General features: G+C 71.9%; 25 protein-coding genes. 9 read left to right on the forward strand and 16 right to left on the reverse strand.

Features of this window, described 5'->3' with window-relative positions:
- Positions 1 to 3: 3 nt before the first annotated feature.
- The 6 genes from SD460_RS03325 to SD460_RS03350 all read right to left on the reverse strand — a co-directional run bounded on the left by SD460_RS03325 (position 4) and on the right by SD460_RS03350 (position 5,632).
- On the reverse strand, positions 4 to 552 hold the full coding sequence (locus SD460_RS03325) for a NuoB/complex I 20 kDa subunit family protein (RefSeq protein WP_020643101.1): 549 nt from the start codon (positions 550 to 552) through the stop codon (positions 4 to 6).
- A 4-nt stretch (positions 553 to 556) separates the two neighbouring features.
- Positions 557 to 976 carry an NADH-quinone oxidoreductase subunit A gene (locus SD460_RS03330; protein WP_176173391.1) on the reverse strand — a complete coding sequence of 140 codons (420 nt, stop codon included), beginning with the start codon at positions 974 to 976 and terminating at the stop codon, positions 557 to 559.
- A 469-nt stretch (positions 977 to 1,445) separates the two neighbouring features.
- Positions 1,446 to 2,732: a geranylgeranyl reductase family protein gene (locus SD460_RS03335; RefSeq protein WP_290051356.1), complete on the reverse strand. Its 1,287-nt coding sequence runs from the start codon at positions 2,730 to 2,732 to the stop codon at positions 1,446 to 1,448.
- A gap of 10 nt (positions 2,733 to 2,742) precedes the next feature.
- Positions 2,743 to 3,432 (reverse strand): demethylmenaquinone methyltransferase, encoded by a 690-nt coding sequence (locus tag SD460_RS03340; protein ID WP_290051357.1) that lies wholly within the window; start codon positions 3,430 to 3,432, stop codon positions 2,743 to 2,745.
- A 24-nt stretch (positions 3,433 to 3,456) separates the two neighbouring features.
- A complete protein-coding gene (locus tag SD460_RS03345; RefSeq protein WP_318305905.1) occupies positions 3,457 to 4,560 on the reverse strand; it encodes a glycosyltransferase in 1,104 nt (367 codons plus the stop codon).
- 1 nt (position 4,561) lies between these two features.
- Complete coding sequence (locus SD460_RS03350; protein ID WP_290051363.1) at positions 4,562 to 5,632, reverse strand: glycosyltransferase family 4 protein; 1,071 nt, start codon at positions 5,630 to 5,632, stop codon at positions 4,562 to 4,564.
- A gap of 177 nt (positions 5,633 to 5,809) precedes the next feature.
- On the opposite strand from SD460_RS03350, the gene SD460_RS03355 reads away from it, so the two are divergent.
- Both SD460_RS03355 and SD460_RS03360 read left to right on the forward strand, forming a co-directional pair.
- Positions 5,810 to 6,646: an inositol monophosphatase family protein gene (locus SD460_RS03355; protein ID WP_290051365.1), complete on the forward strand. Its 837-nt coding sequence runs from the start codon at positions 5,810 to 5,812 to the stop codon at positions 6,644 to 6,646.
- A gap of 504 nt (positions 6,647 to 7,150) precedes the next feature.
- Positions 7,151 to 7,747 (forward strand): GNAT family N-acetyltransferase, encoded by a 597-nt coding sequence (locus SD460_RS03360; protein ID WP_290054568.1) that lies wholly within the window; start codon positions 7,151 to 7,153, stop codon positions 7,745 to 7,747.
- Here the strand turns inward: SD460_RS03360 and SD460_RS03365 are convergent.
- From SD460_RS03365 to menD, 3 genes are all read right to left on the reverse strand, one after another.
- The gene (locus SD460_RS03365; protein ID WP_290054566.1) at positions 7,674 to 8,111 is read right to left on the reverse strand and encodes a DUF3592 domain-containing protein; all 438 of its coding nucleotides are present in this window, start codon (positions 8,109 to 8,111) and stop codon (positions 7,674 to 7,676) included. The two genes, SD460_RS03360 and SD460_RS03365, sit on opposite strands and share 74 nt — an antisense overlap.
- A 22-nt stretch (positions 8,112 to 8,133) precedes the next feature.
- On the reverse strand, positions 8,134 to 9,645 hold the full coding sequence (locus SD460_RS03370) for a M1 family metallopeptidase (RefSeq protein ID WP_290054564.1): 1,512 nt from the start codon (positions 9,643 to 9,645) through the stop codon (positions 8,134 to 8,136).
- Between the two features lie 216 nt (positions 9,646 to 9,861).
- Positions 9,862 to 11,538: a 2-succinyl-5-enolpyruvyl-6-hydroxy-3-cyclohexene-1-carboxylic-acid synthase gene (menD, locus tag SD460_RS03375; protein WP_290054562.1), complete on the reverse strand. Its 1,677-nt coding sequence runs from the start codon at positions 11,536 to 11,538 to the stop codon at positions 9,862 to 9,864.
- A 57-nt stretch (positions 11,539 to 11,595) separates the two neighbouring features.
- Between menD and SD460_RS03380 the strand changes: the two genes are divergently transcribed.
- From SD460_RS03380 to SD460_RS03400, 5 genes are all read left to right on the forward strand, one after another.
- Positions 11,596 to 12,519 (forward strand): 1,4-dihydroxy-2-naphthoyl-CoA synthase, encoded by a 924-nt coding sequence (locus SD460_RS03380; protein WP_125310207.1) that lies wholly within the window; start codon positions 11,596 to 11,598, stop codon positions 12,517 to 12,519.
- 1 nt (position 12,520) lies between these two features.
- The gene (menE, locus tag SD460_RS03385; protein ID WP_318306537.1) at positions 12,521 to 13,648 is read left to right on the forward strand and encodes an o-succinylbenzoate--CoA ligase; all 1,128 of its coding nucleotides are present in this window, start codon (positions 12,521 to 12,523) and stop codon (positions 13,646 to 13,648) included.
- A 51-nt stretch (positions 13,649 to 13,699) separates the two neighbouring features.
- Positions 13,700 to 13,843 carry a hypothetical protein gene (locus tag SD460_RS03390; RefSeq protein ID WP_290054559.1) on the forward strand — a complete coding sequence of 48 codons (144 nt, stop codon included), beginning with the start codon at positions 13,700 to 13,702 and terminating at the stop codon, positions 13,841 to 13,843.
- A gap of 154 nt (positions 13,844 to 13,997) precedes the next feature.
- Positions 13,998 to 16,769, forward strand: coding sequence for an AfsR/SARP family transcriptional regulator (locus SD460_RS03395; protein WP_318305906.1), 2,772 nt, complete (start codon positions 13,998 to 14,000; stop codon positions 16,767 to 16,769).
- A 23-nt stretch (positions 16,770 to 16,792) separates the two neighbouring features.
- Positions 16,793 to 17,662, forward strand: coding sequence for a 1,4-dihydroxy-2-naphthoate polyprenyltransferase (locus SD460_RS03400; RefSeq protein ID WP_290054557.1), 870 nt, complete (start codon positions 16,793 to 16,795; stop codon positions 17,660 to 17,662).
- On the opposite strand, the gene cds1 is transcribed toward SD460_RS03400, so the two are convergent.
- From cds1 to SD460_RS03415, 3 genes are read right to left on the reverse strand one after another with little or no spacing between them, the layout of a single operon-like run.
- On the reverse strand, positions 17,659 to 18,738 hold the full coding sequence (cds1, locus tag SD460_RS03405) for an L-cysteine desulfhydrase Cds1 (RefSeq protein WP_290054555.1): 1,080 nt from the start codon (positions 18,736 to 18,738) through the stop codon (positions 17,659 to 17,661). The genes SD460_RS03400 and cds1 overlap by 4 nt on opposite strands.
- The gene (locus SD460_RS03410) at positions 18,735 to 19,022 is read right to left on the reverse strand and encodes a DUF4229 domain-containing protein (RefSeq protein WP_290054553.1); all 288 of its coding nucleotides are present in this window, start codon (positions 19,020 to 19,022) and stop codon (positions 18,735 to 18,737) included. The genes cds1 and SD460_RS03410 overlap by 4 nt, the downstream gene beginning before the upstream one ends.
- A gap of 11 nt (positions 19,023 to 19,033) precedes the next feature.
- Positions 19,034 to 19,507, reverse strand: coding sequence for an Lrp/AsnC family transcriptional regulator (locus SD460_RS03415; RefSeq protein WP_290054551.1), 474 nt, complete (start codon positions 19,505 to 19,507; stop codon positions 19,034 to 19,036).
- Positions 19,508 to 19,786: 279 nt separating this feature from the next.
- Between SD460_RS03415 and SD460_RS03420 the strand changes: the two genes are divergently transcribed.
- Both SD460_RS03420 and SD460_RS03425 read left to right on the forward strand, forming a co-directional pair.
- Complete coding sequence (locus SD460_RS03420) at positions 19,787 to 19,999, forward strand: BldC family transcriptional regulator (protein ID WP_003081896.1); 213 nt, start codon at positions 19,787 to 19,789, stop codon at positions 19,997 to 19,999.
- A 151-nt stretch (positions 20,000 to 20,150) separates the two neighbouring features.
- Positions 20,151 to 20,333: a hypothetical protein gene (locus tag SD460_RS03425; RefSeq protein ID WP_247015337.1), complete on the forward strand. Its 183-nt coding sequence runs from the start codon at positions 20,151 to 20,153 to the stop codon at positions 20,331 to 20,333.
- Between the two features lie 84 nt (positions 20,334 to 20,417).
- Here the strand turns inward: SD460_RS03425 and SD460_RS03430 are convergent, their stop codons facing one another.
- The 4 genes from SD460_RS03430 to SD460_RS03445 all read right to left on the reverse strand — a co-directional run bounded on the left by SD460_RS03430 (position 20,418) and on the right by SD460_RS03445 (position 25,189).
- A complete protein-coding gene (locus tag SD460_RS03430) occupies positions 20,418 to 21,773 on the reverse strand; it encodes a MinD/ParA family ATP-binding protein (protein WP_290054547.1) in 1,356 nt (451 codons plus the stop codon).
- A gap of 77 nt (positions 21,774 to 21,850) precedes the next feature.
- Complete coding sequence (gene ccsB / locus SD460_RS03435) at positions 21,851 to 22,819, reverse strand: c-type cytochrome biogenesis protein CcsB (protein ID WP_290054545.1); 969 nt, start codon at positions 22,817 to 22,819, stop codon at positions 21,851 to 21,853.
- A 4-nt stretch (positions 22,820 to 22,823) separates the two neighbouring features.
- Entirely contained in the window at positions 22,824 to 24,419 is a 1,596-nt protein-coding gene (gene resB, locus SD460_RS03440; RefSeq protein ID WP_290054544.1) for a cytochrome c biogenesis protein ResB, read from the reverse strand.
- Positions 24,416 to 25,189, reverse strand: coding sequence for a cytochrome c biogenesis CcdA family protein (locus SD460_RS03445; protein WP_290054542.1), 774 nt, complete (start codon positions 25,187 to 25,189; stop codon positions 24,416 to 24,418). The genes resB and SD460_RS03445 overlap by 4 nt, the downstream gene beginning before the upstream one ends.
- Positions 25,190 to 25,201 lie beyond the last annotated feature (12 nt).

The following is a 25,201-nucleotide window of genomic DNA, read 5'->3' on the forward strand; positions in this document are numbered from 1 at the left end:
GCTCTACTTCTTCGCGTACTTGATCGACGACGCGACGAGCTCGGTGCGGGCCCCGCTGGCGGCGCGGATGGCGGCGCGGCGGGCGTTGATCGGCTCGTCCTGGATCTTGGCGTGCAGCTTGAGGATCGCGTCCAGCAGCATCTCCGGCCGCGGCGGGCAGCCGGGCAGGTACATGTCGACCGGCACGATGTGGTCGACGCCCTGGACCACGGCGTAGTTGTTGAACATGCCGCCGGAGGAGGCGCAGACGCCCATGGCGAGCACCCACTTGGGCTCGGCCATCTGGTCGTAGATCTGGCGCAGGACCGGCGCCATCTTCTGCGTGACCCGCCCGGCGACGATCATCAGGTCGGCCTGCCGCGGCGTCGCGCTGAAGCGCTCCATGCCGAAGCGGGCGATGTCGTAGCGGGAGCCGCCGACCGTCATCATCTCGATCGCACAGCAGGCGAGCCCGAAGGTGGCAGGCCACATCGAGTTCTTCCGCGACCAGTTGACGAGACCTTCGAGGCTGGCCAGCAGGATGCCGTTGGGGAGTTTCTCTTCGAGGCCCATGGGTCTAGTTCCAATCCAGGCCGCCGCGCCGCCACACGTAGGCGTACGCGAAGCCGACCGTCGCGATGAACAGCAGGATCTCCACCAGGCCGAACGTGCCCAGCGCGTCCGCCTGCACGGCGAACGGGTAGAGGAAGACCATCTCGATGTCGAACAGGATGAACAGCATCGCGGTGATGTAGTAGGCCACCGGCATCCGCCCGGCGCCGACGAGCGGCTGCGGGGACGGCTCGATCCCGCACTCGTAGGCGGCGAGCTTGGCCTTGTTGTACCGGCTGGGGCCGACGAGCGGGCCCAGCAGGACCGACAGCACGGCGAAGCCGAGCGCCAGGACGAACAGGATCACGATGGGCAGGTAGGGCTTCAGGCTGGGGGCCTCTTGCGCCAGCTGCACCGTGTCGGTTCGGGTCAGCAACGTCAGCACGGGGTCTTCGCCATCCTTTCCGCGCCGATGCGGTTGTGCTTGTGGTGGGGAACCGCTTGGCCTCGTCGGCACCCTAAGGGACCTGGGTCACACCGCCGAGGGTCAGGGTCTCCTTACGGCCCGTGGCTGTCTTCAGGCCAGCTTGTGAAATAGTTCACAAGCCACTCGTCGTGGATGTGAAGGGATTCACAAAGCATGGGGGGAGTCTAGGACGCGACTCACACTCTTGTCCCTAGGCCCCCGTGTTATAAGGGTGCCCTAAGTTCCGGCGCCATCGTTGTCACGGCTCCGCAACGGCCCGCGCGCGACCTGCGCGAAGGCCGTTCAAGATCGGTTGGCGGCCGGACAATTCGGACATCGTGGTGTGAGCTATCCCACTGACCGCACGGCCAACTTGCTAGGCCACCCGAGTGTCCGCGCGCGCGAAGGGCGGCACTTTCATAGGGAAAGTGCCGCCTCTCGACGGGGGTCAGCGGGGGCTGGGGGCGGCCTTCGCGAGGGCCGAGATCAGGCGGTCGACGCCGTCGCCGCCCTTGGCGTCGTAGCAGCCGGACAGGCCCTTGTAGACCAGCGGCAGGAGCTTGTTGATGCGCAGTCCGTACTTCGTGCACGCGTGCATGATCTTCGGCTTCCCGATGATCTTCGCGAACACGTTCCCCAGCTGGTAGTAGCCACCCATCAGCTCGCCGACCGCGCGCGGGTACGCCTGCAGCGCCCGCTCCCGCGAAGGCCCTTCGCGCCGCGCAAGCGCTTGCACGACGACCTCCGCCGCGATCTGGGCCGACTCCATCGCCGCCGAGATGCCTTCGCCGTTGAACGGGCTGACCATGCCGCCCGCGTCGCCGAGCAGCAGCAAGCCGTCGCGGTAGTGCGGGGTGCGGTTGAAGCCCATCGGCAGCCCCGCGCCGCCGACCTTGCCGATCGCGTTCTCCTCGCGGTAGCCCCACTCCTCCGGCGTCCCGTCGAGCCACTGGCGCAGCAGCGCGCGGTAGTCCGTGTTCCGGAAGGAGGCCGACGTCGAGAGCATGCCGAGGCCGACGTTGACCGTGCCGTCGCCGAGCGGGAACGCCCAGCCGTAGCCCGGCAGCAGCTTCGGGTCGCGCGGGTCGGACTTGTCCCACAGCTCGAGGTGGCCCTCGATGAACGGGTCGTCGTGGCGCGGGCTCTTGTAGTACTGGCGCACCGCGACGCCCATCGGCCGCTTCTCGTTCTTCTGGATGCCGACGCTCAGCGCGAGCCGCGCGGACACGCCGTCGCAGGCCAGGACCAGCGGCGCGTAGTACTTCACCGGCGTGCGCTCCGGGCCGACCTTCGCCTCGACGCCGACCACGCGCCCGGTCGCGCTGGTGATCGCGCCGGTGACGGTGGTGCGCTCGTACAGCCGCGCGCCGGCCTTCACCGCGAGCTTCGCGAGGAGGTCGTCGAAGTCGTGACGGGTGCGGGAAACGCCGTACGGCGGGTAGCTCGTCAGGTCCGGCCAGTCGAGCTCCAGCGTCAGGTCGCCGGTGAGGATCCGCAGACCTCGGCTGTGCACCCAGCCGGCGTCCTCGCTGGTGTCGATGCCCAGATCGATGAGCTGTTTCACGCCGCGCGGGGTCAGGCCGTCGCCGCAGACCTTCTCGCGGGGGAATTCGGTCTTCTCCAGCAGCAGGACGTCGACGCCCGCGCGGGCCAGGTAGGTGGCCACCGTGGATCCGGCGGGCCCGGCGCCGACGACGATGACTTCGGCGTCTTGGTCTGCGGTGCGTCGCGTCATATACGCGAGTTTATGCAGGCTTGCGCGCGCGGTGGATCGCCACGACCCCGAATGTGAGGTTCAACCACTCGACGTCGGCCCAGCCCGCGCTCGCGATGATCTCGCCGAGCGTGCGCTGATCCGGCCAGGCCAGCATGGATTCGGCCAGGTAGGAGTACGCCTCCGGGTTGGACGACGTCCGCTTTCCGACCCAGGTCAGCAGCTTGAGCATGAACCGCCGGTGGATGAACCGGATCGGGGCGAACGGCGGCGTCGAGACCTCGCAGATCACCAGGCGGCCGCCCGGCTTGACCACGCGGGCGATCTCGGTCAGCGCCGCCTTCGTGTCGACGAAGTTGCGCAGGGCGAGGGAGATCGTCACGGCGTCGAAGCTGTCGTCGGCGAACGGCAGGTTGAGCGCGTCGGCCGCAACCATGGGCACGTTGCGGTGCAGCCCGGCGCGGAGCATGCCGAACGAGAAGTCCGCGGCCAGGCACCAGGCGCCACCGCGGGCGTACTCGACGGTGGACACCCCGGTGCCGGCCGCCAGGTCCAGCACCTTCTCGCCGCGGCGGGCGTCGAGGATCCGGGCCGTCGTGGTGCGCCAGCGCCGGTCGAAGCCGAAGGTCATGAACGAGTTCGCCCGGTCGTACCCGTCCGCGACGCCGTCGAACATCGCGGCGACTTCGTGCGGGTCCTTGTCCAGGCTTGCGCGTGACATGGGTCCGAGATTAGTCCGGGACGCTCAGCGGAAGGTCGCCAGCATCCCGGCCACCGCCGCCGGCCAGGTGAACTCCTCCGCCCTGGCCCGGGCAGCGGCACGCCTAGCCTCCTCCGGGCTGTCCAGAAGGCTGGTCACCGCCGAAGCGAACGCCGGCGCGTGGTCGTCGACCGCCGCACCACACCCCGGACGCACGATCTCCCGCAGCGCCGACGACGCCGACACCACGACCGGCGTCCCCGAGGCCAGGGCTTCCAGCGCGGCGAGACCGAACGTCTCGTGCGGGCCCGGCGCTAGCGAGACGTCCGCGCTGGCCAGCAGCCGGGCGACATCGCCGCGGCCGGACAGGAACCCCAGGAACGTCACCGGCAGCCCGCGCGCCCGGCGTTCCAGAGCACGCCGGCGCGGTCCGTCCCCGGCCACCACGAGCCGGACGCGAACGCCGGCCTCGGTCAGCGAAGCGACGGTGTCCACGCTGCGCTCGACGTGCTTCTCCGGCGACAGCCGTCCACAGTGGACGATCAGCGCGTCCGCGCCGCCGGCCAGGTCGGTGCGCCAGCCGTCGTCGCGCATGGCGGGCCGGAACGTCGCGAGGTCGACGCCGAGCGGCACCCGGTGCACGTTCGGGGCCGCGATCCGGTCGAACTCCGCCCGCGCGAACGCCGTCGTGCACACGACCGTGTCGTAACTCTCGGCCATCCGCCGGTTCGCGACGTCGGCGACGCGGCGCGCGACCGGCTCCGGCAGCAGGAACTGCTCCAGCAGCCGGTCGAGGCGCTCGTGCGAGATGACCGTGCTGGGGACGCCGTGCCGCCGCGCCCAGCCACCCATCCCCCGCAGCGTCAGCCGGTCCGAGACCTCCAGCCGGTCCGGCTCGAGTCTTCGCAGCACCGCGCGGACCCGGTGGGGGTCGACCGCGCGGTACCCGCCGGTGCCCGGGATCTTGGGCGCCGGCAGTGAAAACCGCCGCACGCCGGTCGGCAGGACCTCGTCGGCGTACCGGGTGCCGGGCACCACGAGCGTCACCCGGTGGCCGCTCGCGACGTAGCCGGCGCCGAGGTGGTGCAGTGCCGTACGGAGGCCGCCCGAGCGCGGCCCGTAGAAGTTCGCGAGCTGGACGATGTGCATGTCAGGCCGCGCGGACGGCCCGCACCCGCACGGCTTCGTAGTGCCCCATCAGCTCGTGGCAGACGGCGGGCCAGGTCCGGCCGAGCACCACCTTGCGCGCCTTCTCGCCGAGCCTCGCCCGCAGCGCCGCGTCGCGCAGGGCGTCGACCTTCTCGACCAGCGCAGGCCCGAACAGCTCGCGGTCCGCGGGCAGCAGGTAGCCGGTGCGGCCGGGCAGGACGAGGTCCTTCGGGCCGCCCGCGTCCGGGGCGAGCACGGGCAGGCCGGACGCCATCGCTTCCTGCACGGCCTGGCAGAACGTCTCGTGCGGGCCGGTGTGGACGAAGACGTCGAAGCTCGCGTACGCCCTGGAGAGCTCGTCGCCGTACTTGGCGCCGAGGAAGGCCGCGCCGGGCAGCTGCTCCTTCAGCGCGGGCAGCTCGGGCCCGTCGCCGACGACGACCACCCGGATCCCGGGCACCCCGGCCAGCGCGGCCAGCCGGTCGACCTCCTTTTCGGGCGCCAGCCTGCCGACGAACCCGACGAGCAGCTCGCCGTCCGGCGCCAGCTCGGCCCGCAGCGCCGCGTCGGCGTGCGACGGCGAGAAGCGGTCGATGTCGACGCCCCGCGCCCACCGGTGCACCCGCGGGACGCCGTGCAGCTCCAGCTGCGCGACCGAGTCGCTGGACGGGGCGAGGGTCCGGTCGGCGCGCGAGTGCAGCCGCCGCACCCACCGCCACGCGGCGCGGGCGGCGATGCCGAAGCCGTACGCGGCCGCGAACCCGGCGATGTCGGTCTGGTAGACGGCGATCGACGGCACGCGCAGCCGCCGCGCCGCCGCCAGCCCCCTCGCGCCGACGACGAACGGCGACGCCAGGTGCACGACGTCCGGCCCGAACGCGGTGAGCGCGTTCAGCACCGTGCGCGTCGGCACGCCGATCGGCAGGGAGTTCACGCCGGGGAAGTCCAGCGCGGGGATCCGGACGACCGGGGCGCCGCGGTAGGAGTCCGGGCCCGGGCCGGGGGCGATGATCAGCACGTCGTGGGCGCGTTCGCGCAGGTGCTCGACGACCCGCAGGACGGAGTTGGTCACGCCGTTCACCTGGGGCAGGAAACTTTCGGTGACTATGGCGACTCGCACGTCTTGGACGATCGCACCCGATACTGGCGACGGCGTGACACGGCGGCCAACGCTGCCGGAACAGATCGGCTACGACATGTCATCTCAAGGTCGTGTCCCGGAAACCAGCGGGGCCCAGACTAAGCAGGCATGACCCTCTTGTCCTCCCGGCCGCCGCGGCCCGTCGAGCCCGGCCTGCTGTCGAGGGCGCTCGAAGTGGCCGGACGGCTGGCCAACGACGCCACCGACGTGATCACCGCGACCGCCGGCCGCGGCGCCCACCCCTCGACGCTGGATTCGCCGTTCGACTGGGTCACCGACACCGACCGCATCCTGGAGCGGCACACGCGGCGCGTGCTGACAGCGGAGTTCCCGGGCATCCCGGTGGTCGGCCACGAGTTCGGCGCCGACCACGGCGCGGACGTCGCCGAGTACCGCTGGGTGGTGGACTCGGTGGACGGGACGGCGAACTACGTGGCCGGGGTGCCCTGGTGCGCGTACAGCCTGGCGCTGGTGGACGCGGCCGGACCGGTGGTGGGGGTGGTCGCGGACCCGTACCGCGCCCAGATCTACGCCGCGGCGCGCGGACGAGGGGCCCGCGCGAACGGCAAGCCGGTCCAGCTGACCGACCGCTGCGTCACGGCAGGGGCGCTGGTGTGCACGGAGTTCGCCCGGCGCGGCCCGTGGCCGGGAATGGGCGGCTTCATCGAGCGAGCCGCGGCGGCGCACGCGGGCGTCCGGGTACTGGGGTCGGCGGCGCTGTCGATCGCGCAGGTCGCGCTGGGTCACGCGGCCGCGGCGGTGCTGCACAGCTACCACGAGTGGGACGTGGCGGGCTCGGTGGCGATGGCGATCGAGGCGGGCGCGGTGGTGCTGGACCGGCACGGGGAGGACACGGCGCTCCCGACGGACGGCCTCCTGGTGGCGGCGCCGGGGGTGGCCGACGAGGTGCTGGGCTGGTGGCAGGAGACGGTCGAGCCGGCCTGAAGATCCGATGAGCTGAAGGGCGCTTTCATGGTGCGCGGGCTCCGGCAAAGTCGGAGCCGACGCGGCGGATCGTTGCGTCGGCGGGCTCGCCTGAAGTCTTGAATGAGTCATTCAGGTCGCCGGAGGTCCTGAATGACTCATTCAAGACTTCCCGGGCAGGGCTCCGGCAAAGTCGCCGGCCTCGGCTCGCTTCACCGCTGGCAGGGAGGGTGGGCAGTTCGAGCGAGGTCGCGAATGAGTCATTGGCGGCCTCGGAGGTCCCGAATGAGTCATTCGCGACGCCGCCTTCGGCAAGCCGCTCGGTGCGCGGGATGGTCCGACCTGCCACGTCGGGTGCCTGTCGGCGGCGCCGACAGGCACCCGAGCTGCTCCGCGACCCGGGATCGTCAGTACGTGCTGCGGGCGGTCACCCGTCAGGTCGGCGCCACTCCGCCACGCGGCCGAGGCCGGGCGCCTGGCACCTGACGCGGGTAAACGACTTGCCCGCGCTGTGACGATCGATCCATGCCCACCCTGCGCACCCCGCGGCTCACGCTCGTCCCCCTCGCCGACGAGCACCTCGACCTGGAGTACGAACTCGACTCCGATCCCGAGGTCATGCGCTACCTCACCGGCCGGGCCTCGACCCGCGCCGAGGTCGAGCGGGCGCACCGGCGGCGGATCGAAACCGCACCCGGGTTCGGCTTCTGGATGGGCTTCGCGAACGACGACTTCGTCGGCTGGTGGATCCTGCGCCCGCCGCACGGGCCCGACCAGCCCGACGTCGAAGGCGAAGCCGAGCTCGGGTACCGCCTGCTGCGGCGGCAATGGCGGCAGGGGTACGCGCGCGAAGGCTCGCTCGAGCTGATCAGGTACGGGTTCGAAGTGCTCGGCCTGGACCGGATCTTCGCCCAGACCATGGCGGTCAACACCCCGTCCCGCGCGACGATGGCCTCGGCCGGGCTCACCTTCGCGCGCGCCTTCACCTCGGCCGCCGGCTACGAAGACGTGATCGACGGCGCCGAGCAGGGGGAAGTCGAGTACGAGATCACGCGGGAACGGTGGCTCGCTTGTTCACCCGGCGGATCCACCACAGCAGCGGCCCCGCCACCAGCCACGTGAAGAACACGAAGCTCCCCAGCGGCAGCAGCGTCAACGTCGCCGAGCGGCCGGCCACCCGGGCCAGCTCCGGGTCGGACGCGTCGTACTCGATGCGGACCAGCTGCCCCGCGGCGAGGCCGTCCGGGTAGAGGACGCCGTTCGCCGGGCTGTGGACGATGCCGTCCGGGGTTTCGAAGTGGATGATCGTGCGGTCGAACGCCACCGAGTCGACCGTCGCCGTCGCCGTGCCGAGCTGGGCGGAGATCGCGCCGTCGTTGCGGATCGCCGCGAACAGCAAGCACACGCACATCACGGTGAGGAGCGAGGCGACGCCGAGGGTGGCCCACCACCCGACGCGCCTCGCCCGCTCACCTCTCGTGCTCACGCCGCGAGCGTAGCGGTCTCGCTCAGTGCGCGTGTTCCGTGGCGAGCAACCGGTGGTTCGCCTGGATCTGGTCGAACGACTTGGGCTTCACCGAGGCCGAGCGAGCGGCGAAAACCGCGGCACCGTTCGGACCCACGGACGGCTTGCCCGCGGTGTACAGCCAGGTCTGGAACAGGTCGTGCAGCGGCTTGCCCGAGATCTTCTCCGCCAGCGCGATGAACTCCAGGATCCGGCCGTCCTTGCCACCCTTCTGGACCTGCCACGTCTGCAGGATCTTGAAGAACGCCTCGTCGCCGACGGCGGTCCGCAGCGCCTGCAGCGTCAGCGCGCCGCGGTCGTACACGGCGTTGTCGAACTGGTTGTCCGCGCCCGGGTCGGCCGGGACGAGCTTCCACAGGTCGGCGTCGGCCGCGTTGGAGTCGTACGTGTACTGCGCGAGCTCGGCGACCGTGCCCTCGCCCTCGTGCTCCGACCACAGCCACTCGGCGTAGGACGCGAAGCCCTCGTTCAGCCAGATGTCGCTCCAGCGGCCGAGGGAGACGTTGTCGCCGAACCACTGGTGCGCGTTCTCGTGCGCGATCAGCGTCGTGTTCGAGCCCGCGCGGAAGTTGCGGGCGCCGTAGGTCGGCCGGGTCTGGTTCTCCAGGGAGAACGTGATGCCGCTGGTGACGACACCGCCCTCCGCCTCGAACGGGTACGGGCCGAACTGGCTGGCCAGGAACTCGTTGATCTCCGGCGTCCGCTCGACGCTGGCCTTCGCCGCGTACAGCGAGTCACCGAGGTCGGCGCCGTACGCCGTGACGAACGGCTTGCCGTCCGGCGTCGTGGACTGGACCAGCTCGTACTTGCCGACGATGAACGACGTCAGGTAGGTCGCCTGCGGCTTGGTGCTGCGCCACTGCCAGCGGGTCCAGCCCGCCCGGCTCTTCTGCGTGCGGACCAGCGAGCCGTTGGAGATGGCAACGTTGTCGTCCGGGGCTTCGATCGAGACGTCGTAGGTCGCCTTGTCGGTCGGGTGGTCGTTGGCCGGGAACCACCACGCCGAGCTCTGCGGCTCGTCGATGCCGAGCGCGCCGAACGACCCCTTCTTCCACGCGTTGAGGCCGTCCACCTTCTCCGTCGACGGCGTGTCCGAGTAGGCCACGACGACGGTCGCGGTCTGACCCTTGAGCAGCGGCTGCGCCGGCGTGACGACGAGCTCGCCGTTGCCGGTCTGGTTCGTGAACTGCGCCGGGCGGTTGTTCACGCGCACGCTCGACGCCTTCAGCGCGAAGTCGAGGTCGAACCGCGAGAGGTCCTGCGTCGCCGTGAGCAGCAGCGTGGTGGTGCCGGCCAGCACGTCGGTCGCGGGCTGGTAGCTCAGGCGGATGTCGTAGTGGAGCACGTCCGTGCCGCCGTTGCCGGCGTTCGGGTAGTACGAGTCGCCGGCACCGGGCGCACCCGGTGCCGGGGCCGCACTGGCGGTACCGGCGAGCAGCACCGAGGCGACCCCGGCCGCGAGCACACCGAGGCCGGTGCGAGTTCTTGCACGCATTCGAATCCCTCCAACGGGTGAGGTTCAGCGCGCTCGAAACTAGCCAGCCAGGAAGCACCCAGGAACAGCCGAAGGGAGGATCTTGCCTGCTGGGATCCCACCCGGAAAGCGGTTGACCGAAGTCCGGTGCCCGGGGGCGGGAACGACAGGAATGAGTCATTCACGTCGTCCGGCGAGGTGAATGAGTCATTCACGGCGTCCGGCGAGCCCCGGCGCTCAGGCCGAGGAGACGGCCGCGGACACCGCCGCGCGCAGGCGGGCGTGCAGGTCGCGGTGCCGGGCGCGGTCCACCCGCACCTCGACGACCCGCAGGCCCGGGGCCGGGGCCAGGGCGGCCCGGAACTCCGTCAGCGTCTCCGCCACGACGTGCGGGACGCGGTAGCCGGCGCACAGCGCGCCCAGGTCGGCGCCGTGCGGGGTGCCGAAGACGCGCTCGAAGCTCGCCGCGTGCTCCGGCGCGCCCTGCTCCAGCAGCGAAAAGATGCCGCCGCCGTCGTCGTTGAGCACCACGATCGTCAGGTCCGGGCGCTGCTCCGCGGGCCCGGTCAGCAGGCCGGACGCGTCGTGCAGGAACGTCAGGTCGCCCAGCAGCGCGTACGCCGGGCCGCGGTGGACGTACGCCGCGCCGATCGCCGTCGACACCGTGCCGTCGATGCCCGCGACGCCGCGGTTGCGGTGCACGAGGACGTCCGGGCGCAGCCGGCCGGCCAGCGCCACGTCCCGGGTCGGGTTGGACGAGCCCACCACCAGCAGCGAGTCCGGCGGCAGCGCGTCCACCAGCTCGGTGGCCACCCGCAGCCCCGAGGGCCACGGCTCCGAAGCCAGCGTCTCGGCGACGGCGGACGCGGCCGCGGCGTCGGCTTTGCGCCAGCTCGCCAGCCACTCCGGGTCGGCGGGCTTGGTCGGCTCGTCGAACCACTGCCCGACCTGCCGGACGTTGTGCGCGGGCGCCGGCCAGTCCGAGTCCGGCCGGACCAGCAGGACCTCGACCGAAGCGTCCGACAGCACCTTCTGGATCTGCCGGAAGACCGTCGGCCGCCCGAGGCAGAGCACCTGCTCCGGCTTGTGCCGCGAGATGAACTCCTCCACGCCCAGCAGCCACGCGCCCGACGAGATCGCCGTGCCGCCGGACAGCCCGATCCCGCCGGTCTCCGAGATCACCGGCCAGCCGTGCTGCTCGGCCCACTCGCTGGCCGCCTGGACGCCGGTGTCGCACGCGATCACCAGGCCGTGGCGCGCCGAAGGCACCACGAACGACGGCAGCGCGCCGAAGTCGGGCAGCTCGGTCCAGCGGGAGCCGTCGGGACGGCCGTCCAGGGACTCGTACCACTCGCCGTCGTCGTCCGGATCCGGCACGAGCGGCTCGCGGAACGGGATGTTCAGGTGCACCGGCCCGCAGCGCCACTCCCCGTAGGCGGCGTTCCACGCCCGGCAGATCTGGCTGCGCCAGTACGAGTTCTGCCCGGCCCGCCGCTCGGCGACGGCCAGCTCGTCGAAGTACCGGATCGCGTTGCCGTAGAGCTGGTGCTGGTCGATGACCTGCGACGCACCCGCGGCCCGCAGCTCGGGCGGCCGGTCGGCGGTCATGACGATCAGCGGGACGCCGGCCCGGTCGGCCTCCAGCACGGCGGGGTGGAAGTTCGCGGCCGCGGTGCCGGACGTGCAGAGCACGGCCACCGGACGGCCGGTGCGCGCGGCGATGCCGAGGGCGAGGAAGGCGGCGCCGCGCTCGTCGATGCGGACGTGGAGCTGGAGCTTCCCGGCCGCCGCGGCGTCATAGAGCGCGATCGACAGCGGCGCGTTGCGGGAACCCGGGCAGAGGACGACGTGCGAAACGGTGTTGCGGACGAGTTCGTCGACGATGACCCTGGCCTGCGCGGTGGAAGGGTTCACCGGCAGGCCTCGCATCCATCGAGATCAGTTGTGTCCACAGGTCCTATTCTCCCAAACGTGGATGACGCCCGAGTTTCCGAGCTGTTCGACCCCGCCGCGTGGACCGAGGTCGAAGGTTTCGCCTTCACCGACATCACCTACCACCGCTCCGCTGAGAGCCGCGGCGGCAAACGCGTGGTGCGGGTCGCGTTCGACCGTCCGGAGGTCCGCAACGCCTTCCGGCCGCACACCGTCGACGAGCTCTACCGGGCGCTCGACCACGCCCGGATGAGCTCGGACGTCGGGTGCGTCCTGCTCACCGGCAACGGCCCCTCGCCCAAGGACGGCGGGTGGGCGTTCTGCTCCGGTGGTGACCAGCGTATTCGCGGACGCTCCGGCTATCAGTACGCCAGCGGCGAGACCTCCGACACGGTCGACCCCGCGCAGGCCGGCCGGCTGCACATCCTCGAGGTCCAGCGGCTGATCCGGTTCCTGCCGAAACCGGTGATCGCGGTCGTGCCGGGCTGGGCCGCCGGCGGCGGGCACTCCCTGCACGTCGTGTGCGATCTCACCCTCGCCTCCGCCGAGCACGCCAAGTTCAAGCAGACCGACGCCGACGTCGGGTCGTTCGACGCCGGCTACGGCTCGGCCTACCTGGCCAAGATGGTCGGCCAGAAGTTCGCCCGCGAAATCTTCTTCCTCGGCCGCGAGTACTCCGCCGAGCAGATGCACCACATGGGTGCCGTCAACGCCGTCGTCCCCCACGCCGACCTGGAAAAAGAGGCGCTGGACTGGGCGTGGACGATCGTCGGCAAGTCGCCGACCGCGCAGCGGATGCTCAAGTACGCGTTCAACCTCACCGACGACGGCATGGTCGGCCAGCAGCTGTTCGCCGGCGAGACCACCCGCCTGGCGTACATGCAGGACGAAGCCGTCGAAGGCCGTGACGCCTTCCTCCAGAAGCGCGACCCCGACTTCAAGGACGTCCCCTATTACTACTGAGCTGCTCCCGGTCCACCTCGACGGCTCCCCCGGCGCGCTCGAGACCCTCAAGAGGGCCATCGCCCGCGCGCTGGGCGGCGGCCCGGCGGTGCTGCCCTTCACCGACCCCGCGCTGCGCGACGCGATGGCGCCGGACGAGCCCGCCGAGCCGGAAACCGCCGTGGTCATCGCCACGTCCGGCTCCACCGGCGCGCCCAAGGGCGTGCTGCTCTCGGCCCGCGCGCTGACCGCGTCCGCCGAGGCCACCCACGCCCGGCTCGGCGGCCCCGGCCACTGGCTGCTGGCGACCCCCGCGCACTACATCGGCGGGTTGCAGGTGCTGGTCCGGTCGCTGCTCGCGGGCACCGAGCCCGCGGTGCTGACCGGCACCGGCTTCCGGCCGGACGACTTCGCGGCCGCGGCGGCGACGCTGACCGGCGGCGGCCCGCGCTACACCGCGCTGGTGCCGACCCAGCTGGTCCGGCTGCTCGACGACGGCGGCGCGGGACTGGCCGCGGCGAAGACGTTCGACGCGATCGTGCTCGGCGCGGCCGCGACGACGCCGGCGGTGCGCGAACGCGCGGCCGACGCCGGGGTCCGGATCGTGCCCGCCTATGGGATGAGCGAGACCGCCAGCGGCTGCGTCTACGACGGCTTCCCGCTCGACGGCGTCCGCGTCGAGCTGGCCGACGGCCGGATCCGCATTGCCGGCGACGTCCTCGCGCACGGCTACCGGGGCCGGCCGGACCTGACGGCGGAAGCCTTCGGCGACGGCTGGTTCACCACCTCCGACCGCGGGATCCGCCACGACGACGGCCGGCTGGAGGTGCTGGGCCGCGCCGACGACATGATCAACACCGGCGGGGTGAAGGTGTCGGCGAACGCGATCGAACGCGTGCTGTGCGCGCAGCCCGGGGTGCGGGACGCCTGCGTCGTCGGCCTTCCGGACCCGGAATGGGGCGAGGCGGTGGTGGCGCTGGTCGTCCCGGCGGGTGAGCCGGGTGACCTGCGCGCGGCGGTCCGCGCGGAACTGGGCCCGGCGTCGGCTCCGAAGCGCATCGAGTTCGGCACCGAGCTGCCCCTGCGCGGGCCGGGCAAGATCGACCGGGCGGCGGTGAAGACCCGACTCCAGTCGGGTTTCAGCGGCTGAATGGTGGCACTTCGTTGACATTCACGGCGTGCGCACGCTTGGCTACCCACCATGACGCGCTGGCTTCGCACCGCTCTGATCAGCACCGCCGTCGCTCTGGGGGTCCTCCTTCCCGCGGGCGCGGCGCTGGCCGACGGCCCCGCCGTGGACCCCAACAGCGGCCAGCTCACCTGGCAGTTGCCGCCTACGGACTGAGCTCCCGGGCGGCCCGGCGAGAACCGTGCCAACCCCTCGATGGCACGGGCCCCGCCGGACGCCCGGTGTTCCCCCACCGTGCACCGGCGACCTTGCGCACACCTTGCAGACGGCTTGAACGAGCTGGTCGAATGCGGGGGCGAGGGGAGGCGCGGTGGTGGAATTCCGGTTGCTGGGCCCGGTCGAGGCCCGGGTGGACGGCGAGCCGGTCGAGCTCGGGCCGGCGCGGCAGCGGTCCGTGCTGGCGGCGCTGCTGGCCGACGCGAACCGGCTGGTGCCGGTCGACCAGCTGATCGACCGGGTGTGGGCGGACCGCCCGCCGCTGCGCGCGCGGGAGTCGTTGCACAGCTACCTGTCCCGCCTGCGGCATTCGCCCGCCGGCGCGGGGCTGGAGATCCGGCGGCTCCCCGGCGGCTACGTCCCGCAGGTCGACCCCGATGCCGTCGACCTGCACCGGTTCCGCCGGCTCGTGGCCGAAGCGCGCGAAGCCGGGGACGACGAAGCCGAGGCCCTGCTCGAGCGGGCGCTCGGGCTGTGGCGCGGCGACGCCCTCGCCGATCTGGACACGCCGTGGGCCGGTGACCTGCGCCGGACCCTGCGCGCCGAACGGTGGGCGGCGCGGCTCGACCACGCCGACGTGCGGCTGCGCCGGGGACGGCACGCCGAGCTGCTCGCCGACCTGACGGCGTGGACCGCGGAAGACCCGCTCGACGAGCGGCTCGCCGGTCAGGTCGTGCTGTGCCTGTACCGCGGCGGCCGCCAGGCCGAGGCCCTCGAGCACTACGAGCGGCTCCGGCACCGGCTCGCCGAGGAGCTGGGCGCCGATCCCAGCCCGCCGCTGCGGGAGCTGCACCAGCGGATCCTGCGCGGTGATCCCGAGCTGACCGGCGAGGACGCGGCCGCGGTCCCGGACCGGTTCCCCGCGGCACCGCCGTCGTTCGTCGGCCGCGCGGGCGAGCTCGCGGCGCTGACCCGCGACGCGGACGAAGGGCCCGTGGTGCAGATCTCCGCGCTCGCCGGGGCCGGCGGGGTCGGCAAGACCTGGCTGGTGCTGCACTGGGCGGCCACCCACCGCGACCGCTTCCCGGACGGACGGCTGTTCGCCGACCTGCACGGCTTCTCCTCGGCGAGTGCCCCGCTGGAACCGTCGGTCGTGGTGCGGGGCTTCCTCGGTGCGCTGGGCGTCGCACCCGCCCGGGTCCCGGCCGACCCGGAAGCCCGGACCGCGCTGTACCGGAAGCTCGTCGCGGGCAAGCGGATACTGGTGGTGCTGGACAACGCGGCCGACGCGGACCAGGTGGTCCCGCTGCTGCCGGACAGCCCCACGTGCACGACCGTCGTGACCAGCCGCCGCCACCTGGCGCCGTTGATCACGCGCCACGGCGCCCGGCACCTGCAGCTGGACATCCTCAGCCACGGCGAAGCCAGGGCGCTGCTGACCGAGCGCCTGGGCCCGGCCCGGCTCGCGGCCGAACCGCAAGCGGCCGAGGACCTGATCGGCCTGTGCGGGCGCTACCCGCTGGCGCTGGCGATCGTGGGCCGCCACGCGCACACGCGCCCGCACATCCCGCTCGCGGAGTTCGCCGCCGAGCTGCGGGACATCGGCCTCGACGCCTTCGACCACGAAGACCCGAGCGTGAGCCTGCCCGCCGTCCTTTCGTGGTCGCTGCGGGCCCTCACGAGCGAGCAGCGGACGGTGTTCGCCCTGCTCGGCATCGCGCCCGGGCCCGACATCGGGCTGCCCGCCGCGGCCGCCCTCGCCGGTTCGTCCCCGCAGCGGACCGCGAAGGCGCTGACCATGCTGGAGGAGGCTTCGCTGCTCAGCCGGCGGCCGGGCGGGCGCTACGCCATGCACGACCTGATCCGCGACTACGCCGCGGCGACCGCCGGGCACGAGCTTCGCCCGCCCGAGCGGGAAGCGGCCCTGCGGCGCGTGCTCGGCTGCTACCTCCACACCGCGCACGCCGCCGACCGGCACCTGGACCCGCACCGCCAAGCGGTCCCGCTCGCCGCCGCCGGCGCGCCGCACCCGCTGCGCGACGACGCGGCCGCGCTGGACTGGTTCGACAGCGAGCACGCGAACCTCCTGGCGGCCCAGCGCGCCGCCGCGGCCGCCGGGTGGCACGACGTCGTGTGGCAGCTCGCGTGGGGCCTGCACACCTTCCAGAACCGGCGGGGCATGCTGACCGACCGGCTGGCGGTGTGGCGGACCGCACTGGACTCCACCGCGCACCTGGCCGACCCGGTCGCGACGTGCCGCGCGCACCGGCTGCTCGCCGACGTCCAGGCGAACCTCGGCCGGCACGACGAAGCCGTCGGGCACCTGCGGGAAGCCGTCTCGCTCGCTGAGGGCACCGGCGAGCAGACCGAGCAGGGCCTCGCCCAGCACGGGCTTTCGTGGGTCTGGCAGCTGCGTGGCGACGACCGGCGGGCGCTGGACCACGCCACGCGGGCACTGGAGCTGTTCCGCGCCCTCGGCAAGCCGGTGTGGGAGGCGCGCGAGCTCAACCAGGTGGGCTGGCTGGCCGCCCAGGTCGGCGAGCACGAAACCGCGCGAAGCCACTGCGAGGCCGCGCTGGCTCTGCACCGCCGCCACGGCGACACGCACGCCGAGGCGGACACCCTGGACAGCCTCGGCTACATCGAGTGCCGCACCGGCCACCACGAGCCCGCGATCGCGTACTACCGGCGGGCGCTCACGCTCTACCGCGACCGCGGCAACACCTTCCAGGTCGCCGACACCCTCGACCGCCTGGGTCAGCCGCTCGCCGCGCTCGGCCACCGCGGCGAAGCCCGCACGGCGTGGAGGGAAGCGCTCGAGCTGTACCGGCAGCAGAACCGGGCTCGCGAGGCCGAGCGCGTCCGGCGGCAGCTCGACGCCCTGGACGGCGAACCCGCGACGGCCCGGGTTCCCGCCGGGCACTGATCGACATGGCGTTGAATGGCGCCATGGCTTCAGTGAGCGAGTGGATCGAGGGGGCCCGGCCGCGGACGCTGCCCAACGCGGTGGCGCCGGTGGTGGCGGGGGTCGGCGCGGCGATCGCGCTGGACGCGTTTTCCTGGTGGCGTTCGGTGCTGGCGCTGCTGGTCTCGCTCTCGCTGATCGTCGGCGTCAACTACGCCAACGACTACTCCGACGGCATCCGCGGCACGGACGAGAACCGCGTCGGGCCGCTGCGGCTGGTCGGCTCCGGCGTCGCCGCGCCCAAGGCCGTGCTGACCGCCGCGCTCGTCTCGCTGGGGCTGGCCGGCGTGCTCGGTCTGGTGCTGGTGATCAGCAGCGGGCACTGGTGGCTGCTGGTGATGGGCGCGCTGTGCATCCTCGGCGCGTGGTTCTACACCGGCGGCAAGAAGCCCTACGGCTACTACGGCTTCGGCGAGATCGCCGTGTTCGTGTTCTTCGGGCTGGCCGGCGTGCTCGGCACGGTGTACGTCCAGGCCGGCCGGGTCAGCTGGGCCGCGCTCGCCTGCGCGGTCGCGGTCGGTTCGTTCTCCACGGCGGTCCTCACGGCCAACAACCTGCGGGACATCCCGACGGACATCGAGTCCGGCAAGCGCACCCTGGCCACCCGCCTCGGCGACGGCGGCACCCGGCGGCTGTACCTGGTGCTGATCGCGGTGCCGTACGTGCTCAGCGTGGCCCTCGGGGTCTTCCACCCGCTGCTGCTCATCACGCTCGTGACCGCGCCCCTGCTGCTGAAGTCGGTCCGCGCGGTGGGCGGTGGCCAGCAGGGGCGGGCGCTGATCCCAGCGTTGCGTGACACGGGCCTGGCGATGCTCGCCTGGGCCGTGCTCGCCGCCGTGGCGCTGAGCTTCTAGACCTCCGGGACGAAGAACTTCCCGGACGTCAGGAACTCCTCGAACAACGCCGTGTGCGGCGCCAGGTCCAGGCCCTGCTGGGCCAGCCACTCGTCGTTGTAGTACGTGTGCGCGTACCGCTCGCCGCCGTCGCACAGCAGCGTCACGACGCTGCCGGCCTGGCCGTCCTCGACCATGCGGGAGATGAGCCGGAAGGCGCCGTAGAGGTTGGTGCCGGTCGAGCCGCCCGCCCAGTGGCCGGTGCGCTCGCGCAGCAGGCGGATGGCCGCCAGCGAACCCGCGTCGGGGATCCGGAACATCTCGTCGATGACGCCGGGCACGAACGACGGCTCGCAGCGCGGCCGCCCGATGCCTTCGATCCGCGACGGCATGCCGGTCGCGTAGTCGGTCGCGCCGGTTTCCCAGGCACCGTAGAACGACGAGTTCTCCGGGTCGACCACGCAGATCTTCGTCGTGTGCCGCTTGTAGCGGACGTACCGGCCGAAGGTCGCGCTCGTGCCGCCGGTGCCCGCGCCGACCACGATCCAGCTGGGCACCGGGTGGCGTTCCGAGCGCATCTGCGCGAACACCGACTCGGCGATGTTGTTGTTGCCGCGCCAGTCGGTCGCGCGCTCGGCGTAGGTGAACTGGTCGAGGTAGTGCCCGCCGCACTCGGCGGCGAGCCGCTCGGCCTCCGGGTACATGGCCGGGGCTTCGTCGACGTAGTGGCACTCGCCGCCGTAGAACTCGATGAGGGCGATCTTCTCCCTCGACGTCCGGCGCGGCACCACGGTGATGAAGCGGAGCCCGAGCATGCGGGCGAAGTAGGCCTCGGACACCGCGGTCGAGCCGCTGGAGGCCTCGACGAGCACGGTGTCCGGCCCGATCTGGCCGTTGACGAGCCCGTAGAGGAACAGCGACCGGGCCAGGCGGTGCTTCAGCGAGCCGGTCGGGTGGACGGACTCGTCCTTGAGGTAGAGGTCGATGCCCCACTCCGGGGGCAGCGGGAAGACGTGCAGGTGGGTGTCGGCGCTGCGGTTGGCGTCGGCCTCGATGATGCGGACGGCTTCGCGGACCCAGCTGCGGCTGTGGCTCATTCCGACTGGCCCGCCGCGTCGCCGCGGAGCTGGGCGCGCAGCTGGGCACGGGCCCGGGCGCGCTTCTCGTTGCGCTTCGCCAGGCCGGCCGTGACGCGGGCGTTGAGGCCGCGGAACAGCAGCAGGCCCAGCGGGAGCCCGACGACCAGGCCGATGAGGAGCGCGACGAGCAGCGGCACGCCGGCCAGGGACAGGCCCCAGGCGATCGCCCCGACCAGCACGAACCGCGCCAGCAGGTACAGCGTCAGGTCACGCGGCAGGTTTCCGGCCTTCTCGTCGCTCACACCAACGCAGGCTACGCCCCGCCCGCCCGGTCCTTCTGCAGGCCCGCGTTGTTCGGGCGGCCCTCGAAGCGCGTCGAGAGCACGACCGTGGTGTTCGTCCGCCCGACGCCGGGGATGCGGCGGAGCCGGCCCAGGGTCCGCTCCAGCTCGTCGACGGTCGGCACGCGCACCTTGACGACGAAGGCCTCGTCGCCGGCGACCGCGTAGCAGCTCTCGACCTCGTCGAGTTCGCCGAGCGCCTGGGCGACGTCGTCTTCGGTCGCGGTGTCGGTGGGATGGATGCCGACGAGGGCGGTGACCCCGAGCCCGACCGAGCTCGGGTCGACGACCGCGTGGTAGCCGGTGATCACGCCGGCGGCTTCCAGCTTGCCCACCCGTTCGTGCACCGATGACGCGGACAGCCCGACGGCCCGCCCGAGATCGGCGTAGGTGGCCCGTCCGTTGATGCGCAACGCCGCGATGATCTTCCGGTCCAACTGATCCACGGGGATCACTCTATGCGGTTGGACAATCCCCCATTGGCACCACACCTGGCGGCCGGTGACCCGCAGGAACGGCGTTCTCGCACGTCACGTCACCAAATGATAGTTGCAGACCGTAAACAAACTGTCCGTTTTGACCTTTAAGGGCTCTTTACTCTTGGACAACCGTTCGAGTACCCGACGGGTGAAGTGCAACGATTGCCGTGTTGGCTACCCCGGCGCGACGGGCAGAAGGGCCCGGATGCCTCCGGTATAGCAGTGAGTTCGTTAAGGAGGCGGAAAATGACCGCGACGATGGGCGGACGCCTGCTCACCCCAGGAGAGGTGGCAGCGCTGTTCCGGGTGGACCCGAAAACGGTGACGCGGTGGGCGACGGCGGGCCGCATCGGCTCGATCCGGACCCCGGGCGGGCACCGGCGGTTCCGGGAGTCCGAGGTGAACGAGCTCCTGGCCGAGCTGACCACCGACGCCAGCGAACCGGCGCGCAACGCCTGAACCAGCTCCGGCGCGGGGCCGTGTCGGGTACGGGGAAGCACCCCGTCCCGCGCGGCCCCTTTTCGTTCCCCGCGTCACCCGCCTGACGCGGCAGGAGCCGAAACCCGGCCGAAGAGGCTAACCTCGTGGGACCCACACGGAAGGATCCGGCATGCTCGCTCTGCTCGCGGCGGTCGGCGCGCTGGTCGTCGCCCTGCTCCTGTGGCGGTCGTTCGCCGGCCAGCGGATGGTGCCCTCGACCCCGCGCCGCGCCCCGCTCGCCCCGGACGACGACCCCGACTTCCTGCGCCAGCTGGCCGAACAGCAGCGCAAGCGCCGGGACGAAGACGGCTGAGCCGCGCGGTCTGCCCCGGCAGGTCGTGAGTGGAAAGTCGGGTTAGAACCGTCCTTAACACTCACGACCGGGTGGGCGAACGGCTCAGCGGTAGCCCTGCGAGAGCGGGGTCGCGAAGCCGTCGGCGACCGTCGCCGCAAGCTCCAGCAGCGCCAAGCGCGTGTCGCCACTCAGCCGGTCCAGCTCGATCTCCGCGCCTTCCTCCAGGTGCGGGTCGAACGGCACCTTGCAGACCGCGCGGACCTTCGCGCCGAAGTGGGCCGACAGCTTGTCGAGGTCGACCGACCCGCCCTTGGGGCGGACCGAGTTGATCACCGCGACCGAGCGCTTGACCAGCTCGCCGTAGCCGTGGGCCTCGAGCCAGTCCAGGGTCGCCGAGGCGCTGCGGGCGCCGTCGACCGAGCCGGACGAGACCACCACCAGTGCGTCCGCCACGTCCAGGACGCCCTTCATCGCCGAGTGCATCAGGCCGGTGCCGCAGTCGGTGAGCACGATGTTGTAGAAGTGCTCGAGCAGGTTGACCGTGCGCCGGTAGTCGTCCTCGGAGAAGGCCTCGGACACGGCCGGGTCCTGCTCGCTGGCGAGGATTTCCAGCCGGCTGGAGCCCTGGGACGTGTAGGACCGGACGTCGCTGTAGCGCGTGATGCGGGCCGCGTCGCGCAGCAAGTGGCGGACGGTCGCCGTGGTCTCCAGCGGGAGCTTCTGCGACAGCGTGCCGCGGTCCGGGTTGGCGTCCACCGCCACCACGCGGTCACCCCGCAGGGAGGCGAACGTCGCACCCAGCGTCGTGGTCACCGTGGTCTTGCCGACGCCGCCCTTCAGCGACAGCATCGCGATCTTGTAGCAGCCGCGCAGGGGCTGGTTGACGCGGGCGATGAGCTCGCGGCGACGGGTGTCCGCCGGGCTCTCCCCCGGGTTGACCAGCTTGCCGCTGCCGACGTAGAGCGCCTTGCGCCAGCCGGACTGCGGGGGCCGCTTCACCTGCTTGACCAGGTGCGCGGTGGACAGGTCGTGGCCGTGGCCCGGCGGCTGCGCCGGTGCCGCGTGCCGCCCGCCCTGGGGCTGCGGCAGGCCCGACGGCTGCTGCGGGTACTGGCCCTGGGCGTACTGCTGCGCCGGGTCGCCGTACTGCGGCTGCAGCGGCGGCAGGTTCTGGTCGTAGCCGTACTGCGGTCCCGGGGGCACCTGGTGCGGCCCGGACACCGCCGGGTTCACCTGGTGCGGCCCCGACACGGCCGGGTTGACCTGGTGCGGGCCGGACACCGCCGGGTTGGGCGGCGGGACGGCCTGCGTGGGCTGCACGTCGTAGGCCCCGGACGTCTCCGGGTGCGGGTGGGAGTCCGTCCGGTCGTCGGCGAACAGGCCCGGTTGCTGCGGTGCAGCCGCCTGTTCAGCCTGTTCGGGGTGGCCAGGAGCCGATTCTTCGCTGGGTCCGGTCACCGGTGTAAACCTCCGCGCACTCGCCCCGACATCGCTCTCCCCCGGTCACGACGGTAGTCGGAGTCCTCGCGGGACGCTCAGCCCACCCCGGCGTAGGAGTGCAGGCCCGCGGTGACGAGGTTCACGAAGAACAGGTTGAAGATGATCGCGGCGAACCCCACGATGTTGATGGCCGCGGCCCGGGCCCCGCGCCAGCCCGCGGTCGCCCGCGAGTGCAGGTAGGCCGCGTAGACCACCCAGGCGATGAACGCGACGGTCTCCTTGGGGTCCCAGCCCCAGAACCGGCCCCACGCCGATTCGGCCCAGACGGCGCCGCAGAGCACGCCGAAGGTGAAGACCGGGAAGGCGAAGATCGTCGTCCGGTAGGCGATCCGGTCGAGGACGTCGGCCGCGGGCAGCTTCGAGGCGAACCGGGCGAACTTCGTCTCGTCCTTCTCGTACGCCGCGCGGAACAGGTAAAGAACGCTGGCGACACCCGGCACGAGGAAGACGCCGGAGCCGATGATGGCCGCCGAGACGTGGATGACCAGCCAGTACGACTGCAGCGCGGGCTGGACCGGCGCCGCGATCGTGTACAGCAGCGTGCCGTTGATGAACATCAGGATCACGACGGGCAGCAGCAGGAAGCCGGTGAGGTGGCGGACCGGGAACTTCCACATCACGAGGATCCAGGTGACCACCGTGATGAAGGTGACCGCCATGCCGTACTCGTACATGTTGCCCCAGGGCGCGCGGTGCACGGCGAGCCCGCGCAGCACGATCGCCGACAGCTGCAGCAGCGCGCCGAGCACGAGCAGCGAAGCGCCCATGCGGCCGATCCGCTCGGGGCGGCCGACCTCGCGGGGCGCGGCCGGGGCCTCCTCGGCCGGCGGGCCACCGGCGCCGACGAGCTCGCGCGAGCGGCGCTGGGCGCGCTCCATGGCGAGCCGGCCCTTGGCGCCGAAGCCCTGCTCGATCAGCGTCATCATCAGCGCGACGACGTAGATCGCCGCGGCGGTGGTGTACAGCCAGTCGCTGTACTGCGACAGCGTCTCGTTGATCGGCATTGCCTCAGCCCTTCTGCCCACTGATCAGGCGTTCGCTGATCCGGTGGAACTCTTCGCCGTACCCGGCCTGGTCGGTGCGGGCCAGCCCGGCGACCTCGATCACGGTACCCGGGTCGTTCTCGGTCCCCGGCTTCACCCGCACCCACAGCCGCCGCCGCTTGACCAGCAGTGACGCGCCGAGACCCAGGAACATCGAGATGGCGAAGCCGAGCACGAACCCCTGCGTCGGGTCGTGGGAGACCTGCAGGGACACCCAGTGGTTGACGCCGTCGAAGCGGACCTTCGTGCCGTCGTCGAGCTTGATCTCCTGGCCGACCTTGAGGTTCTCGCGGGCGACCTTCTTCAGCCTGCCGTCGTCCACGAGCGACTGGTCGATCTCGAACACCGACTGGCCGCGCCCGGCGTCGAGGCCGAGGTCGCCGCGCATGATGTCGACCGCCACGGACGGGTCGTTCAGCTCCGGCGCCGACGACGTCAGGACGTTCCCGTGCATGAAGGATGTCGGGGCGAAGAGGCCGGTGATGGCCAGCTGGCGGGTCCGCCGCTGCACCTCGTCGGTGACGCCGGGCTGGTCGAACTTCGTCGCGCCCTCGGCGAGCATCGTGGTCGGGTCGACCGTGCGCCACTGGGTGTTCTGGGTGCGCTTGTCGCCGTTGGGGAAGGTCACCGTGAACTGCGGCGAGTAGCCCTGGCCGAGCAGGTAGACGCGGTCGCCCGCGGTGCGCAGCGGCGAGTTGACCTCGAGGCCGTAGGGGCGCCACGTGTTCGTTTCGAGGTCTTCGCCGGACTGGTACTGGATGTTCGCGTGGTAGTACTCCGGCTCGCCGGCCGGGGTGTACCGAACGGTAAAGTCGTTGACCTTCACGCAGAACGGGTCGAGGTCGGTGCCGTCGACGCGCAGGCCGGCGTTGAAGGAGTCGTAGTTGTAGATGCCGGAGTTGCAGAAGCTGTCGCCGTCGGCCTGGACGATGACCTGGCCCTCGTAGCCGAACATCTTGCCCAGCGCGAAGAACACGATCAGGCCGAGCATGCTGAAGTGGAAGATCAGGTTGCCGGTCTCGCGCAGGAACCCGCGTTCGGCGGAGATCGTGCGGACGCCGCCGGCTTCCTCGCGCTCGACGCGGCGCCAGCCGGACAGGTGCTTGTGGACGGCCGCGATTTCGGCTTCGACGTCGGACTTGCCGCGGCCGAGCCGGTGGTGCGGCATCCGCGCGAGGTTGCGCGGGGTCAGCACCGGCTTGGCGCGCATCGCCTTGACGTACTCGAAGCTGCGCGGGGTCAGGCAGCCGACCAGCGAGATCATCAGCAGCAGGTAGACGGCCGAAAACCAGATGCTGGAGTAGACGTCGTAGAACTCGAGCTTGTCGAGCAGGGTGCCCCACCAGCCGTGGGCGCTGATGTACTCGTCGACCTTGGGGGCGTTGAGCTTCCGCTGCGGCAGGAGCGCGCCCGGCAGGGCGGCCAGCGCGAGCAGGAACAGCAGGACGAGCGCGGTCCGCATCGACGTCAGGCCGCGCCAGGTGTTGCGGAGGAACGCGAGGGTGCGCTGGGCGGGCGTCGGGCCTTGCGGGGTCTTGGGGGGCGCTTCGGTGGTCGTCACAGCGGTAGCTCCAGGTTGACCGCGAGCTCGTTGCGGAGCCAGCCCATCAGATCTCCCCACACGCCGGTGACCAGCAGGATGCCGACGATCATCAGCAGCACGCCGCCGAAGATCTGCACCTGGCGGCCGTGGCGGCGCACCCAGTCGGTGGCGCGCACGGCCCAGCGGGCGCCGAGCGCGATGAGCAGGAACGGCAGCCCCAGGCCGAGGCAGTAGACGGCGATCAGCACGTACCCGCGGACCGCGGCGCCGCCGGTCGCGCTGGCCAGCGTGGTGACCGCGGACAGCGTCGGGCCGATGCACGGCGTCCAGCCGAGGCCGAAGATGGCGCCGAGCAGCGGCGCGCCCCAGACCCCGCCGCGCGGCACGTGGTGCGAGCGGACCTCGCGCTGCAGGCCGGGGATCCAGCCGAGGAAGACCAGCGCCATGGCGATGGTCAGGACCCCGCCGATGCGCTGGAGGAGGTCCTGGTTGAGGGTGAGCGTCGCGGTCAGCCAGACGAGCGTGCCGAAGGTGGCGACGAACACGACGGTGAACCCGAGCACGAACAGCAGCGCGGCCCCGACCACGGCCCACCGGCCGTTCTTCCGCTCTTCGTCGGCGCTGACCGCGGGCGCGTCGGCACCGACGAGCGCGGCGAGGTACGCGAGGTACCCCGGCACGAGCGGCACCACGCACGGCGAGGCGAAGGAGATGGTTCCGGCCAGCAGCGCGACGCCCGCGGCGAGCAGCAGCGGTCCGGAGATCGCCAGCTCGGTAACGGAGTTCACCCCGTTGAGGGT

The organism is Amycolatopsis solani (assembly GCF_033441515.1).
Taxonomy (GTDB): Bacteria; Actinomycetota; Actinomycetes; order Mycobacteriales; family Pseudonocardiaceae; genus Amycolatopsis; species Amycolatopsis solani.

Coding starts and splice junctions, on each gene's coding strand:
- SD460_RS03325 (WP_020643101.1), bottom strand. CDS start 552: ATGGGCCTCGAAGAGAAACTCCCCAACGGCATCCTGCTGGCCAGCCTC.
- SD460_RS03335 (WP_290051356.1), bottom strand. CDS start 2,732: ATGACGCGACGCACCGCAGACCAAGACGCCGAAGTCATCGTCGTCGGC.
- SD460_RS03340 (WP_290051357.1), bottom strand. CDS start 3,432: ATGTCACGCGCAAGCCTGGACAAGGACCCGCACGAAGTCGCCGCGATG.
- SD460_RS03345 (WP_318305905.1), bottom strand. CDS start 4,560: ATGCACATCGTCCAGCTCGCGAACTTCTACGGGCCGCGCTCGGGCGGC.
- SD460_RS03355 (WP_290051365.1), top strand. CDS start 5,810: ATGACCCTCTTGTCCTCCCGGCCGCCGCGGCCCGTCGAGCCCGGCCTG.
- SD460_RS03360 (WP_290054568.1), top strand. CDS start 7,151: ATGCCCACCCTGCGCACCCCGCGGCTCACGCTCGTCCCCCTCGCCGAC.
- SD460_RS03370 (WP_290054564.1), bottom strand. CDS start 9,645: ATGCGTGCAAGAACTCGCACCGGCCTCGGTGTGCTCGCGGCCGGGGTC.
- SD460_RS03390 (WP_290054559.1), top strand. CDS start 13,700: ATGACGCGCTGGCTTCGCACCGCTCTGATCAGCACCGCCGTCGCTCTG.
- SD460_RS03400 (WP_290054557.1), top strand. CDS start 16,793: ATGGCTTCAGTGAGCGAGTGGATCGAGGGGGCCCGGCCGCGGACGCTG.
- cds1 (WP_290054555.1), bottom strand. CDS start 18,738: ATGAGCCACAGCCGCAGCTGGGTCCGCGAAGCCGTCCGCATCATCGAG.
- SD460_RS03420 (WP_003081896.1), top strand. CDS start 19,787: ATGACCGCGACGATGGGCGGACGCCTGCTCACCCCAGGAGAGGTGGCA.
- SD460_RS03425 (WP_247015337.1), top strand. CDS start 20,151: ATGCTCGCTCTGCTCGCGGCGGTCGGCGCGCTGGTCGTCGCCCTGCTC.
- ccsB (WP_290054545.1), bottom strand. CDS start 22,819: ATGCCGATCAACGAGACGCTGTCGCAGTACAGCGACTGGCTGTACACC.